The organism is Collinsella aerofaciens (genome assembly GCF_039758815.1).
In the GTDB taxonomy this organism is placed as follows: domain Bacteria; phylum Actinomycetota; class Coriobacteriia; order Coriobacteriales; family Coriobacteriaceae; genus Collinsella; species Collinsella aerofaciens_BP.
Genome location: NZ_JBDMSK010000002.1, coordinates 225,576 through 239,659 on the forward strand (window position 1 = coordinate 225,576; position 14,084 = coordinate 239,659).

Below are 14,084 nucleotides of genomic sequence, written 5' to 3' on the forward strand. Positions count from 1 at the left end.
ATGAGCGATTATGCACACCAAACGGTTGCCGTGCTGGCGGTCCAAGGCGCTTTTGCCGAGCATGAGGCAAGGCTATCTGAGCTGGGCGCACGCTGTATTGAGCTGAGGCAGGCGGCTGATTTGAAGCAGAACTTTGACCGTCTGGTACTTCCCGGCGGCGAGTCTACCGTTCAAGGGAAGCTGCTTGATGAGTTGGGCATGCTCGAGGAGCTTCGTACCCGTATCGCTGAAGGCATGCCCGTCCTGGGCACCTGCGCCGGCCTGATTCTGCTGGCTCACGACCTTGCCGCTCATGACGATAAGGGCACGCCGCGTTTGGCAACCATGGATGTGCTCGTTGAGCGCAATGCCTATGGCAGACAGCTCGGCAGTTTTCGCACCAAGGGACAGGTAGACGGCATCGACGGTGAAGTGCCGCTGACATTTATCCGCGCGCCCCGCATCGTCGAGGTCCACGGCGACGCCAAGGCCTTGGCAGAGGTCGATGGCCGCATCGTCGCCGCCCGCCAGGGCAACCAGCTCGGCGTAACCTTCCACCCCGAACTCGATGAAGACACCCGCCTCCACGAACTGTTCCTACAAATGTAGGTAGAACAAAAACGAGAGTGGATAATCTCCCACTTTGAGCTTGAATGCAGACTCAAACCGGGAGATTATCCACTCTCATGCTATGTAGTCGTTGGGGACGTTCTTAAACGACTAGTCAAACAAGAACGTCCAACGACCATATTGCGATAGACGACCACGTTTGTCCAGATAAAACCGACCAAATAAACCTGTCCCCTTTTGGTAGGTTTGGATCAAGGCAACGCCGATGCCTTGGTACCGACAGCGAAAACCCGCCAGAGCGAGCAAGGTGCCTTGAAACGAGGCGGCATTGATCTTTTGATCATGCCGCCGAAGTTGAAAGGCAGATTGCCGTTCTGGCGGGTTTGCAGCGTCAACTAGTTACGCGGTTCGTAGAACCGCGTAACCCCTAGAAACGGTTGCCGCGGAAGCCGCCGCCGTTACGGCCGCTACGGTCGCCACCGCGACCGCCGCGGTCGTTACCACGGTTGCCGCCAAAGCCGCCACGGTTGCCACCGCGATCGCCATAGCCACCACGGTTGCCACCAAAGCCGCCGCGACCGCCACGGTCGCCGCCACGGTCACCAAAGCCGCCACGGCCACCGCGATCGCCACCGCGACCGCCGCGGTCACCGCCACGGCCACCGCGATCGCCAAAGCCGCCGCGACCGCCACGGTCGCCGCCACGGCCACCGCGCTCGTCACGGCCGCCGCGAGGACCGCGATCCTCGTCCAGGCCCATGGCGACGAGCGGAGCGATGACCTTATCGAGAGCGGCCATCAGCTCGGTGGCCTCCTCGTAAGAAAGCTCGGGCAGGAGCTTCTCCTTCTTGTTGGCAAGCTCGACCAGGCCCTCAGCGGCATCCTCGGCAGCGAAGACAACGATCTTGCGCATATCGCCCTCGGCGTCGTCGATGCGGCCGACCAGATCGGCAGCCTCGGCCTCGGCCATCAGACCATCGAGCTCACGAAGGCGCATGCCCAGCAGGTCGGACATTTCCTTCTGCTCCATCTTGGGCTTGAGGTCAAGGAGCTTAATGGCGCGCTCGATGTTCGCCATGCGCTCGGCCTTGGCCTCCTCCTCCTTGGAAATAGCAAAGCGACGGCTACGCAGCAGGCGAGCGGCCTTCTGCATCTTGTCCATCAGCTCTTCGTCATCGTAATCAGCGGCGGCCTCGACAACCTCGGCCTCCTCCTCGGCGGAAACCTCGTCGGCAGCCTCAACCTCAGCAGCTTCGGTCTCCACGGTCTCGACTGCCTCGACCTCGGCAGCCATGGTCTCGTTCTCGGTCTCGTTCATGATCTCTTCGTTCTCAGACATGAGACTCCTTCTTGGCCCTCTCGGGCATCATCGCCCCATTCGCGGGGCCCGTCGCGCACTCTTTGCGCTTTATACATTCATGCCTCTCGGCAAAACGTCCATTAGTTTATGGTGTCGCCATCCAATCTAGCTGCAGAATCTATGTGCACACATTAATGCGACATGTGCGACTCGCGGCGAGCGTACACCAGCGACACCGCGAACCCGACAACGGCAATCACGGCCGCCACGCGCACGGCGGCTGCAAATCCTATCGCCTGGGCAACGTCCGACGCAACGCCTGCGGCGCCAGCAGCCACCGCAGAACTCGAAAGCAGGCCGATAAACAGCGACGGACCAAACGACGCGGCAATCATGTTCCACGTGTTAAGCAATGCCGTTCCGTGAGGATGCTCAGCGGCGGGAAGCGTCTCCAAACCGGCGGTCTGCGAGGGGCTCAGTACCAAACCGACGCCGGCATACACCACAACGGTCAGCAGCACGACGACGCCGATGTTCATGCTTGCCGCGGTCATCGAGATTGCCGTCTGCCCCACAGCGATCAGGGCAAAGCCGACCGGCAGCAGCGGCCACGCACCACGGGCATCCATCACGCGTCCGCCCACAATCGAGGTCACGGCGTTGCAGGCGATCGCCGGCAAAATGAGCAAACCCGCGACAAGTGCGGTCATGCCGTATGCGCCCTCAAAATAGAGCGGCAACAAAACGCTCATCGAGAACGTCGTCATCATCGACACCACCACAAGCAGGCATGCAGGCCAAAAACGAACGCTCGCCATGGGACGCACGTTAAGCACCGGATGCTTGAGCTTGAGCTGACGAACCGCAAACAGGCCGAGCACCACAACAGCGGCGAAAAGCGTCGCGATACCGGCCATCACATTGGTCGAGAACTCGCCTACGGAATACACGAACGCCGTAATGCCGGCAGTGAGCAAAACAACCGACAGAATATCAAGCGTGGTGTTCGAGCGCTCTCCGACATTCCGAACGAGCTTTGCTGCCGCCGCGGCGACCACGACACCGCCCACCAGCGGCACTACGAACACCGCCCTCCAGCCAAACAACGTGCACATAAGACCACTAATCACGGGCCCAAACGCCGGCCCTAGCGTAATGCAGGCACCGCCCAGGCTCAGATACAGACCGAGCTTCTCGCGCGGAGCACAAGATAGCACCACATTCATCATGAGCGGAAACAAGATGCCCGATCCCGCAGCCTGCAAAATACGACTTGGCAGCAAAACGGTAAACGACGGGGCGACCAGGCACAGGACTTCTCCGGCGACCATGCATCCGCATGCGAAAAACAGCAGCTTGCGCGTCGAGAAACGACCGGACAGAAAGGCCATGATAGCCGTAAAGATCGACGTCACGATCATGTATCCCGAAACGAGCCACTGCGCCGTGGTAGCGCTCACCGAAAAGACCGCCATGATGTCGTGCAACGCCACGTTAATAATGTTCTCGTTAAACGCGGCGACAAAGGCTGCAATATACATTACGACGAGAAACGCCGCAGTGGCCGATGGCGCTACTTGAACTTGTTGCTGAGATTTGCTCCCCATGCATTTCCTTCCTCTTGGAACAACAGTCACATCGCCCCAGAGGAACAGTCCAGGGCGAGCATGAGCCCTAGACTTACGTCAGACGCCGCACGCAACGGATCTGACAACATGGTCCAACGTCGAAAGATTGTAACGCTGACGCGCAGCTTTCCTTCCGCGCTATTATTAAAAGTCCACGAAAGCACGAGACATGAGGAGCCCGCCATGATCAAACCCATCATGAAATCCGAGTTCTTTTTACGCCTGCCTTCCGAAGACGCGGGCCCCGATGACGCCGTGACCGGGCAGGACCTCCTGGATACGCTCCATGAGCATGAGCACGAGTGCGTGGGCCTCGCCGCCAATATGATCGGCGTGCGCAAACGCATCATCTGCGTAAAGGACGGCAACAGGGCGCTGCTGATGTACAACCCTCAAATTCTTGAGCAGGTCAATTCCTATCAGACGAGCGAAGGATGTCTCTCGCTTTCCGGCGAGCGCCCCTGTACTCGCTATCGCCGCATTAAGGTTGAGTATTTGGACGAGAATTTCGTCCACCGCATCAAAAACTTCTCGGGCTACACCGCCGAGATCATCCAACACGAAATCGACCACTGCCAAGGAATCGTGATCTAGGTCACTTGCCGACATGAGGGAACCGGAGGCTACCCTATGGATATCAGCCGTTTTGGTGAGTTCGCTATCTTGGCGCAGTCGCGTACGTTTCTCGATGCGGCGGAGCTGCTCTTCATGTCGCAGTCGACTCTCTCCAAGCACATTATGGCAATGGAGCGCGAGCTCGGCTGTAATCTCATCGATCGGAGTCAACGCCACGTTACGCTCACCGCGCAAGGCGAAGCGCTCCTCCCCTATGCACAAAAGATAGCGACGCTCCAGCATCGCTATCTCGCTGCCATCCAGATAGCCGCAGATGAACCACTCGAACGCATCACCGTGGGCTCCATCCCCATCATGGCTCCCTATGGAATCACGGACGCCGTCATCGATTTCCAGCAGGCGAACCCCTCGTATTCCGTTGAGCTCATCGAGGGCGAAGGCAGCGCACTCAAGCAGATGCTCTTGCGCGAGGACATCGACCTCGCCTTCATCCGCGACGGCGGCGCCATCGAGCCGGAGTTTAAAAAATCCCCTTTACAACCGACCGGCTCGTGGCCGTTATCCCGCTCGACCATCCACTCGCCAAGCGCAACGCCATCGAGATCGACGACCTTATCGATGAGAATTTCCTTATGCTTCCCCAAGGCTCGTTCGTGAGCGAACTCACCCTCTCCCTTTGCCGCAAGGCAGGATTCAGCCCACGTGTCACGTTTACCGGCAAACGGGCAGAAAACATCATCTCGCTTGTCGCGCGCGATGCCGGCGTCTCGCTGCTCATGTGCAAGCCTGCCGAATCACTCGCCGGCGGCAAGGTGGCCCTCGTGCCGCTCGAGCCTGCAACGACCTCCGAGGTCAGGCTCTACCTCAAACGGAGCGCTGCGTACTCGCAAGCCGTCGTCTCGTTTATCGGCTTTCTCCCCTATCGCCAGCTTCTACAGGGCGGCCGCATGACCTCCGAAGCGCCGCAGTCGTCGTAATCCCAGCACACACCGCCACTTTTGAGATGCCCCACAAACCAACCGGCAACGGTACAAAACGCAAAAGGCCCCGGACAGCACGGCTGCCGTCCGAGGCCTTTTAAATCAAAGCGGGTAGATGGACTAGCCCACCGAGATGTTGAGGGTCTGACCGCCCTCGTCCTTCTTGGTGCCGATCACCATAGCGGCGATAAGCGCCAAAATAAAGGCGACCAGACCGGAGATGACAAGACCGATAAAGCCCGAATCGATGCCAGCGGGGTTGATAAAGCTCGGGAAGCCGAGCGGACCGGAGGCACCGAAGGCATAGAGCTTGGCACCCATAAGGCCGGCAATGGCGCCGCCGACACCGGCGGAAATGAAGGTCGCCCACATGAGACGCTTACGCGGCAGCAGGATGGCGTAAAGCGCGGACTCGTTGACGCCGAAGATCGACGAGACGAGAGCAGGGATGTTGATGACAGCGTTTTCCTCGGAATCCTTGGTTCGAATGATCATGCCGAGCACGGCACCGGCGATGGCGCACCCGCCTGCGTATACGAGAGGGTTGATGAGGTCATAGCCGTAGGTTGCGACATCGATGAACCACAGCGGAATGACGCCCCAGTGCAGACCGAACATGACGAGCAGGCTCCAGAACGTGCCGATGACAAAACCGGCGATGGCGGGCTGGAAGTTGATGAGCGCCAGGATGATTTGGGCAACGATGTTGGAGAGGACCGTCATGACCGGACCGACCACAAGCAGGCCCAGGATGCCGCAAATGAGAAGCGTCAAAATGTTGGAGAAGAACGAGCTCACAAGCGCGGGCAGTGCGCCAGAAAGGAATTTGTGCACCTTCGAGGCGATCCAGACGATGAAAATCGCAGGCAGAATCGTCGATGAATAGTTCTGCATAATCAACGGGATGCCAAAGATATCACCGTAGACATTGGACTCAAGGACCGTACCGGTGCCGAGCGTGTAAAGCGGGTCTCCACCCATAAGGGCAACGAGCGTCGGGTAGACGAGGATGCCGCCGAGGGCCATACCCATAACGGGCTTAAGTCCGAACTTCTTGGCAGCCGTCCAGCCGATGATAAGCGGGAAGTAATAGAAGACCGAATCTCCGATTGCCGAGAGCGTCACATAGGTATTGCTGTCCTTGGCGAGCCAACCGGCAACCGTGCAGAGGGCGAGCATCGACTTGATGAAGCCACCGGCCATAAGCACGCCAAGAACCGGTTGCAGGATCTCGGAAATGATGGCGAGTAGGCGCGAGAACGGATCGCCCTTCTTGACATTGTCGCCCTCATCGATATCAAGCGCGGGCTTGGCGTCGAACCCGCCGATCTGAACGAGTTCATTGTAGACGGACTCGACGGTGGCACCGATTACGACCTGATACTGTCCACCGGCCTGGATGACGTCAACGACACCCTTCATGGCCTTGAGCTCATCGGTCTGGGCGAGCGATTCGTCCTTGAGGTGAAAGCGGAGACGCGTAATGCAGTGACTCACGTCCAGCACATTGTCTCGGCCACCGACCTTTGCGATGATTCCATCGCAAAGCTGCTGGTATTTCATGGTATTCCTCCTTTTTCTGAGCGGGGCATGGCATTGATTCCAGACCCCCGTAGTCGACGTGGGGAGCCACAGAACCCGCCTCCCATTTAAAATCCGCGGGCGCATATACGTCCGGGATGGGAGATAACAAGGGAAATAAGAACGCCGATCACACGGCCGCGACCCTCATGGGTCCCATGCCGTGGCGGCAAAACTACAGGCGCGAATCTGGCGCGCCGAGAAGGCGCGCGGTTTGACAGAACTTATCGCATAGGCGCTCCGGTTCGCCTTGGGGAATCTGGGTACGTTCGGTCTCAAAGGAGAGGCCGTATTCACGCGCCGGAAGGAAGTACTCGTAATAGCCGTTGGTATAACCGCAGACAATCCCCTCAACCGGACATTCGCGCTTCATGCGAACGCCAAGGTCGCTGCCGAGCTCGCTCGGAAACACAAAGAGGTGCATACCACCCAAGCTGATAACGGCGCACTTGAGCGTGAGCGAAAAATCGTCATGGGCGACGGTGTGATAGAACGTCTGGGGCTCGATACGGTCGAGTTTAACCTCGCGATCGAGCTTGATTTGGGAAATCGCCTCGGCAAGACCAGTCGACACGCGCTCGACCTCGGGGATGCCACGACCTTGGCGAAAATTGCGATCGCTGCAGTCGCCAGCAGCGCCCACGACCATGGCAGGATAGTACCCGAGGCTCGGGGCGAGCTTTTTACCGGTAAGGCCGGCAAGCTCACTCGTGAGCTCCGTACAATCGGGCCCGACGCAAGCGGAATGCACCGCCCAGTTCACAAAGCCCGCAAATGGCTTGCCTTCGGTATCGAAGAACGAAACGACAATGACCTCATTGTCGGCGAGTTCGCCTGGGATGATGCGGTTGTCATAGAAACCGGTGACGACCTGCTTGCCCAGGCGGCAAATCGCGGGCTGCGCATTGGCGCGGCACTCCTCAAAGCATTGGCAAATGGTATCGAGGAGCCAGCGATAGTAGTTCTCGTCGAATTTTCCCGTCCACCAGCTGCGGTGGTAAGCGACGATTGAAGTATGGTCGTGCGTCGCCGAGAGCAGGACGCAATCACGGTCAATGCCGTAGCGCTCGGCGAGCATTGTCTTGACTTCCTCGGCCATGCTTTCCTCGAACTCGAGGACATCGGCATTAAAGAGAAACACCTCGCGTTCGCCTTGCTGGAAGAGAATGGCGTTGGCGTAGACGTCGTCATGGATGCCCGTCGCAGGCTCCAGGCGGTTGGGAAGATTGCGATAGCCAATCAGGTAGATGTCGCCCTGTGGGGTGATTTTGCGGCGCGCGTGTCCAATGTTCATGCACGTTCTCCTTCTGTGTTACGCCGCATTCAAGGCGGCAATGATGATATCGACGAGGCGCTCATGGGAGCCGGCGGCAAAACCGGAGTTCATGGCCTCATAGGTGATCTTTTCGTACGCGTCGGGGGCCGGTAGGTATTTCTGTCCGCCGTTGACGAGCGTGGCAAAGAGCACAGAGCCGGACCGGGCGACGCGCACGGTGGCGCCGAATGTACTCGAGACCTCGGGCTGCACGCCGACAAGCTCGACGTTTCCCAGCCGAAGCAGATAGACCCTCGTGTGCTGCTCACCGGCAGCATGAAACTCATACGTTCGATGCGGAGCCAAAGAGTAAAAATCGGCGCGTGTCTGAGCGGGCAGGAGGACGTCGACCGTGCGAGCATCGATGCCGGCAGCGCTATCCTCACGTGCCATGCGAGCGGCCTCAATCAAAGCATCGCCCAAGACCTGCCCCTGCTGGTGCAGCATGCGGTATCCGTCCTCATGGGCATCGACCGTCCGCTTCACGCCGGCGGCATCGAACGTGACGTTCATGGCGCGCTCCGCCGGACCTTGGTCGCCCGCGGCGCCCGGCAGCAACAGGGCAACGCCGCCCAGCTCACGCTCGAGTGACATGGCGGCAAAACCAAAGAGATCTCCGCTCGCCACGCGTCTCCCCTCGGAGTCGCGCGACCCGTCGAGCACGGAGGACTGGACGTCCGCCGCCGCAAGTACGGCAACGTACTCGCCCCCGGCATCCCTCATGGCGAGCACGGGCATCGCGTGGTCGGCAAACCCCTCGGGATTCGAGCCCAACCACCAGCCGGCCGGCGTCTCGATGTCGCGATTAACGTTCACGGGGCAGTCGCCCTCCGCCGTGGCGAGTGTGACGGAGCGAATGCCCGCAACAGCCCGCTCGACAGCCGTGCGGGCGGCGGCGATGAGCGCTGCGCGATAGCGCTCGTTGCGATCGCGGGCAGCAGCATCGGCAAGATGCCCGGGAGTGCGAACGTGAGGCATGGAAAACGTGTGGGTAGGAACCACCCAAGAGTAAGCGCCACTGCAGCCGGCGGCATCCTCGACGACCTCACGCAGATCGGCGAGCAGAGCCGGAGCAATCGATGTGACCTCAAGCGAAAGAATGCAGGCGCGTCGCCCCGCCCCCTCGATGACAAGAGCACGGGCAAAGACCTCATGGCGGAGTTCGTCGAAACCGTCAAACGGCAATACGCCCCCAAGATCGATGGCCGCACGGGCGGCCCCAGCCCTCATCTCTCCTTTGTCCATGGCAGACACCCCCTCTGATTGCCGCTCACTCGACACCGTACAGTCGCTGCGCCGTGCCGCCAAGCACAAGATCTGTGTCTGCATTGCTCAGACTCGCGGCACGAACGCAGGCGACACCATCGGTGAGCCACTCGCGTTTAACCGGATAGCTCGTGCCAAAAACAATATGGTCTGCACCCAACACGTTAACCGCGCAGGCGAGGAGTGTCTTGCCCCAAGGCTGGGCATGGGACATGTCGAAATAGATGTTGTTCTCGAGGCGCTTGGAAACGGTCTCGGTATCGACCTGAAAACGTCCAGAGGCATCAGGGCGCTTGGGGCCGTGAGGCAGCAGCATCTCCTTGAACGCAAAGTATGCGCCACCGAGCATGGAGTGGACCATCTTGATATTAGGATAGCGCTCGAAGAAATCACCAAAGATCTCGCGGCCGATCGCCGTAGTTTGGTCGACGCAGCGACCATAAGAGCGGCGAAGGTTGTCGTACGCGAGAAGCGACTCGTTCTCGACCGGTACGGGAACATGGTGGACGTAAACGGTGACGTTGCGCTCGTTCAGGTGCTCGAAGAAGCTCGAGAAAACCCGGTCGTCGAGATAGCGCTTGCCGTAGTGAGCGCAGAGCTGCACACCCGCAAAACCATCGTCGAGCCTGCGGTCGAGCTCCTCTAAATTTGCCTTGGTGCCAAAGGGTGGCACAGCGACAAGCGGAATCAGGCGGCCATTTGACGCCTTCGCGTCAGCGGCCATACCGTCGTTGAAGCGCCGACACATCTCGAGCGACATCCACTCGTGGCAGCCGGGGAGCTTGAGGATCGCCTTGTCGACCCCCGCCTCATCCATATCGGCCAAGCGCTTCTCGAGGGTGTAGTCGCCCTCGATGTAATTAAGGCCCGGAGAACCGGCGGGCATCTCGATCACGATCTGTCGCTTGCCGACGGAATTCACGGTCAGATAGCCTTCGGTGTCGTAGGCGCGGGGCACCTCGGCCAAAAACTGTTCGCAGAGCGTCTCGTCATGAAAGATGCGCTCGTCGAACCAGTAGGAATTTGCATCGATAATCATTGGTTGGAACCGCCTTTCATCTTGTTGAGAACATTCTAGAAAAGCGGGTACCCGGGCATCAATTCCAGCTTAAGCCTACTGTATTCCATTTTGGAATAGAACTTACCGCTCACACGCGAACCTTGCTCGCTCAAAGAGACAAAGCGTTAGCAGCACGGGCTTAGACAGAAAACGGCCGGCCCGCATCCGTTGCGGGCCGGCCGTTTTAGTACAGGCTACCTTTGTCGTTACGACTGGCGGTAGTGATCGAAGAAGTCGGCGAGATCTTCGAGGGACTCTTTGAGCACTTCCATGCGCGGCAGGTACACGATACGGAAGTGGTCGGGCTCAGCCCAGTTGAAGCCGCCGCCGCGCGTGATCAGAATCTTCTTCTCGTGCAGCAGGTCAAGGGCGAACTGCTCGTCATCGGTAATGTTGAACTTCTTCACATCCATCTTGGGGAAGATGTAGAACGCCGCACGCGGCTTAACCACCGAGATGCCGTCAATCTTGTTGAGCGCCTCATACACAAAGTTGCGCTGCTCGTAGACACGGCCGCCGGGGCGGATGTAGTCGTTGACGGACTGATGGCCACCGAGCGCCGTCTGAACGATCGACTGAGCCGGCACGTTGGAGCACAGGCGCATGTTGGAGAGCATGTTGATGCCCATGATGAAGTCGCTCATGCAGCGCTGGTTGCCCGAAAGCACCATCCAGCCAATACGATAGCCCGCGATCATGTGCGACTTGGACAGACCGCTAAAGGTGACGCAGGGCAGATCGGGAGCGAGCGAGGCAATCGAGACGTGCTCGTAGCCGTCCATGCACAGGCGGTCGTAGATCTCATCGGCAAAGATCATCAGCTGATGCCTGCGTGCAACCTCGACGATGCCCTCGAGCACCTCGCGCGGGTAGACCGAGCCCGTGGGGTTGTTGGGGTTGATGATAACGAGGGCTTTGGTCGCGCTCGTGATCTTGGACTCCATATCCTCCAGGTCGGGATACCAATCCGCCTGCTCATCGCACAGATAGTGCACAGGATGACCGCCGGCAAGGGTTGCGCACGCCGTCCAGAGCGGATAGTCGGGGCTGGGGATCAGAATCTCGTCGCCATTGTCGAGCAGCGCGTTCATCGAAAGCTGAATGAGCTCGGACACGCCGTTGCCCGTGTAGATATGCTCCATCTGAACGTTGGGCAAGCCCTTGATCTGCGAATACTGCATGATTGCCTTGCGCGCGGAGAACAGGCCACGCGAGTTGGAATAGCCTTCGCAGTCGGGCAGCTGCTGGCGCATGTCCTTGATGACCTCATCGGGCGTGCGGAAACCGAAGGGCGCCGGGTTGCCGATATTGAGCTTGAGGATGCGCTCGCCCTCGTCCTCCATACGGGCGGCCTCGTCGACGACGGGACCGCGCACGTCATACAGGACGTTATCGAGCTTGGTGGATTTAGAAAAAGTACGCATGGTGGTGCTCCTTGCAATTTGAGCTGAGGGATGGGGTTCGGGCTTGGAATCGTTGCGGGGTGATGATGCCTCGCCTTGATCGGCGTCGCCGGCAAGCAGCCAGGTAACATCGACCTCCAAAATACGGGCGAGCAGCTCAGCCACATCGCGCCGCGGAATCGTCTTGCCGCTCACATATTGGCTCATCTGACTCTTGCCGAGTTTTTTGCCGAGCATCTCCGATGCGCGGATCACGTCCGACTGGCGAACGTCGCGATCGGACATAGCATGTCGCAGACGATCGCTAAACGTCTCTTGGGCCACTAGAACCTCCTTGCTGGCAAAGTTCAATTTATACAACACGAATTGAACCTGAGTTCAATTTAGGCAGCAGTATAACGCCGTGCTATTTCGAAAAGTTCAATTTCAAAAATAAAATGAGCAAGACCTCGAGATTTATCCCAAGGCGATAACGACGTGCACGCATTTAGAGGTATTCGAGGAAACGAGCGGCGGCAAGCGAAACATCGGCCGTTCGATATATGGCGTTGATCTGCCGATGGGGATGCCCCTCGAGCGGACGCACAGCAACATCGAACTGGCAGCGACGCAAGATGAGCGCGGGAAGAATGCTCACGCCCAGACCATCCTCGACCATAGCCATAATCGCATAGTCATCCCAAGTCGACAGTTTTGAGCGCACCGCCAGCCCCGCCCGACGGAATAGCGGCGTAATCTCATCATCGGTACCCCGTTCCAGCAGAATAAACTGCTCTCTTGCCAAATCGGTAAGAGAGACGAACTCCGCCGTGGCAAGCAACGAATCTGTCGGCACCACCGCCATCAGCTCATCACACACTAAAGACCGTGATGCCATGCCGTTTTCTCGGGGCTCACGCGGGATAAAGCCCAGGTCGCAGCGCCCCTCCGCCACCCATTGTTCAATCTCTGAGTAATCGCCCATCAGCAACTCATAATCGACGTCCGGGTGATCGGCGCGAAAACGCGCAATGACCGGTGGCAGCACGTGGGTCGCCACACTCGAAAACGTACCAATGCAGATCTTGCCGCGCATGAGCCCACGCATCTCGTCCACGTGTCGCTGCAGGCGGCCAAACTCCTCGCAGAGCGCCTCAACCGCCGGCATGATCTGCCGCCCATCGGCAGAAAGCACCACACCCTCGCGGCTGCGGTCGAGCACCTTAAAACCCCAATCGGTCTCAAGGTCGCCCACCATGCGGCTCACGCCCGACTGCGAATAGCTCAGCCGCTCGGCGGCGCGCGTAAAACTGCCGGCACGCACCGTCTCGAGCAGCACCTGCATCTTTTGAATATTCGTTTCCACGGCACCCCTCCACCTTTACATGAGTTTTTGTCATGTTATCCATGCATTATATTCGCTTTTCTTCTAAAGCAAGTTCACCCATAGTGAACATGCTCGGATATAGAGGGGATGTCAGCACATGAACAACGGATTGTTTACGTACTTAGCAGCATTGCTATTGTTTGGCTCCAACGGCATCATCGCCGCTGCCATCGCGCTGCCGAGCTCCGATATCGTACTGTTGCGCACGTTTTTGGGCGCTCTCACCCTTGCCGCCATCCTCTTCATAACCAAGCGCCATAACCTGCAGGCTCCGTCTCGCCCCCGCGAGGCCGCAGCGCTCATCGTCTCGGGCGCCGCGCTGGGCGCCAGCTGGATTTTCCTGTTCCGCGCCTATCAGACGATCGGCGTTGGTATCTCCTCGCTGTTGTATTACTGTGGCCCCATCATCGTTATGGCCCTCTCCCCGCTCATTTTTGGCGAAAAGCTGACCGGCAGCAAAATCGCCGGCTTTATCGCCGTCGCCTGCGGTGCTTTTCTCATTGCGGCACAAGGTCTAGGCGGCAATATGCCCATTGCGGGCATCGTCTGTGGAATCGCCTCGGCCTTCTGCTATGCATTGATGGTCATCGCCAGCAAGGGTGCGCCGCACATCGAGGGCCTCGAGAACTCCGCACTCCAAGTGAGCGCCGCCTTTGTGACCGCACTGGCCCTCACGCTCATCACGCAGGGCGCTCCCTCGTTCCTGTCCGCCGGCGTCGCCGCCAGCATTGATTGGCGCGCCGTCGCTATGCTCGGCGTCGTCAACACCGGCATTGGTTGCCTGCTCTACTTTAGCGCCGTCGCCAAGCTGCCCGTCCAGACCGTCGCCGTCGTCGGCTACCTCGAGCCGCTTTCGGCGGTCGTGTTCTCGGCCGCCCTTTTGGGTGAAGCCATAACACCGGTCCGCCTGATGGGCGCCGCGCTTATCATCGGCGGCGCGATTTTTTGCGAACTCGCCGGCAAACGCGCAAACGCCAAGGCTGGCATCGCCCAGACAGCACGTGCTTAAAAGCCCCTGCTTTGAAATGCTACCTGCGTAGATAAATAATCCCCAGCTGAG

Annotated in this window: 13 protein-coding genes; 5 read left to right on the top strand and 8 right to left on the bottom strand. The window is 59.0% G+C overall.

The features are described from left to right. Positions 1-588 (top strand): pyridoxal 5'-phosphate synthase glutaminase subunit PdxT, encoded by a 588-nt coding sequence (gene pdxT / locus ABHT90_RS02550; protein ID WP_117736778.1) that lies wholly within the window; start codon positions 1-3, stop codon positions 586-588. A 388-nt stretch (positions 589-976) separates the two neighbouring features. On the opposite strand, the gene ABHT90_RS02555 is transcribed toward pdxT, so the two are convergent. Next, positions 977-1,888 (bottom strand): hypothetical protein, encoded by a 912-nt coding sequence (locus ABHT90_RS02555; protein WP_346981473.1) that lies wholly within the window; start codon positions 1,886-1,888, stop codon positions 977-979. A 152-nt stretch (positions 1,889-2,040) separates the two neighbouring features. After that, a complete protein-coding gene (locus ABHT90_RS02560) occupies positions 2,041-3,390 on the bottom strand; it encodes an MFS transporter (protein WP_346981474.1) in 1,350 nt (449 codons plus the stop codon). A 270-nt stretch (positions 3,391-3,660) separates the two neighbouring features. Here ABHT90_RS02560 and ABHT90_RS02565 point away from each other — a divergent pair, with 270 nt between their 5' ends. The 3 genes from ABHT90_RS02565 to ABHT90_RS02575 are packed head-to-tail and all read left to right on the top strand — an operon-like array spanning position 3,661 to position 5,030. Continuing rightward, entirely contained in the window at positions 3,661-4,071 is a 411-nt protein-coding gene (locus tag ABHT90_RS02565) for a peptide deformylase (RefSeq protein WP_346981475.1), read from the top strand. 36 nt (positions 4,072-4,107) lie between these two features. Next, entirely contained in the window at positions 4,108-4,710 is a 603-nt protein-coding gene (locus ABHT90_RS02570; RefSeq protein ID WP_346981476.1) for a LysR family transcriptional regulator, read from the top strand. Further along, positions 4,605-5,030, top strand: a complete 426-nt coding sequence (locus ABHT90_RS02575; protein ID WP_346981477.1) for a LysR family transcriptional regulator substrate-binding protein — start codon at positions 4,605-4,607, stop codon at positions 5,028-5,030. The genes ABHT90_RS02570 and ABHT90_RS02575 overlap by 106 nt, the downstream gene beginning before the upstream one ends. 123 nt (positions 5,031-5,153) lie before the next feature. Here the strand turns inward: ABHT90_RS02575 and ABHT90_RS02580 are convergent, their stop codons facing one another. The 6 genes from ABHT90_RS02580 to ABHT90_RS02605 form a co-directional block, all read right to left on the bottom strand. Beyond that, positions 5,154-6,596, bottom strand: a complete 1,443-nt coding sequence (locus ABHT90_RS02580; protein WP_346981478.1) for a PTS transporter subunit EIIC — start codon at positions 6,594-6,596, stop codon at positions 5,154-5,156. 193 nt (positions 6,597-6,789) lie between these two features. Then, entirely contained in the window at positions 6,790-7,908 is a 1,119-nt protein-coding gene (locus ABHT90_RS02585; protein ID WP_117647440.1) for a neutral/alkaline non-lysosomal ceramidase N-terminal domain-containing protein, read from the bottom strand. 18 nt (positions 7,909-7,926) lie between these two features. Continuing rightward, positions 7,927-9,174 (bottom strand): hypothetical protein, encoded by a 1,248-nt coding sequence (locus ABHT90_RS02590; RefSeq protein WP_147343545.1) that lies wholly within the window; start codon positions 9,172-9,174, stop codon positions 7,927-7,929. Between the two features lie 25 nt (positions 9,175-9,199). After that, positions 9,200-10,234, bottom strand: coding sequence for an amidohydrolase family protein (locus ABHT90_RS02595; RefSeq protein ID WP_346981479.1), 1,035 nt, complete (start codon positions 10,232-10,234; stop codon positions 9,200-9,202). A gap of 227 nt (positions 10,235-10,461) precedes the next feature. Beyond that, positions 10,462-11,943, bottom strand: a complete 1,482-nt coding sequence (locus ABHT90_RS02600) for an aminotransferase class I/II-fold pyridoxal phosphate-dependent enzyme (protein ID WP_117757320.1) — start codon at positions 11,941-11,943, stop codon at positions 10,462-10,464. A gap of 202 nt (positions 11,944-12,145) precedes the next feature. Continuing rightward, positions 12,146-13,003 carry a LysR family transcriptional regulator gene (locus tag ABHT90_RS02605; RefSeq protein ID WP_117757314.1) on the bottom strand — a complete coding sequence of 286 codons (858 nt, stop codon included), beginning with the start codon at positions 13,001-13,003 and terminating at the stop codon, positions 12,146-12,148. 118 nt (positions 13,004-13,121) lie between these two features. Between ABHT90_RS02605 and ABHT90_RS02610 the strand changes: the two genes are divergently transcribed. After that, positions 13,122-14,033 (top strand): DMT family transporter, encoded by a 912-nt coding sequence (locus tag ABHT90_RS02610; protein WP_346981480.1) that lies wholly within the window; start codon positions 13,122-13,124, stop codon positions 14,031-14,033. Positions 14,034-14,084: the final 51 nt, after the last annotated feature.

Bases quoted from the DNA above. Each gene is read 5' to 3' on its own strand.
- pdxT (WP_117736778.1), top strand. From the start codon at position 1: ATGAGCGATTATGCACACCAAACGGTTGCCGTGCTGGCGGTCCAAGGC.
- ABHT90_RS02555 (WP_346981473.1), bottom strand. From the start codon at position 1,888: ATGTCTGAGAACGAAGAGATCATGAACGAGACCGAGAACGAGACCATG.
- ABHT90_RS02560 (WP_346981474.1), bottom strand. From the start codon at position 3,390: ATGTATATTGCAGCCTTTGTCGCCGCGTTTAACGAGAACATTATTAAC.
- ABHT90_RS02565 (WP_346981475.1), top strand. From the start codon at position 3,661: ATGATCAAACCCATCATGAAATCCGAGTTCTTTTTACGCCTGCCTTCC.
- ABHT90_RS02570 (WP_346981476.1), top strand. From the start codon at position 4,108: ATGGATATCAGCCGTTTTGGTGAGTTCGCTATCTTGGCGCAGTCGCGT.
- ABHT90_RS02580 (WP_346981478.1), bottom strand. From the start codon at position 6,596: ATGAAATACCAGCAGCTTTGCGATGGAATCATCGCAAAGGTCGGTGGC.
- ABHT90_RS02585 (WP_117647440.1), bottom strand. From the start codon at position 7,908: ATGAACATTGGACACGCGCGCCGCAAAATCACCCCACAGGGCGACATC.
- ABHT90_RS02590 (WP_147343545.1), bottom strand. From the start codon at position 9,174: ATGGACAAAGGAGAGATGAGGGCTGGGGCCGCCCGTGCGGCCATCGAT.
- ABHT90_RS02595 (WP_346981479.1), bottom strand. From the start codon at position 10,234: ATGATTATCGATGCAAATTCCTACTGGTTCGACGAGCGCATCTTTCAT.
- ABHT90_RS02600 (WP_117757320.1), bottom strand. From the start codon at position 11,943: ATGTCCGATCGCGACGTTCGCCAGTCGGACGTGATCCGCGCATCGGAG.
- ABHT90_RS02610 (WP_346981480.1), top strand. From the start codon at position 13,122: ATGAACAACGGATTGTTTACGTACTTAGCAGCATTGCTATTGTTTGGC.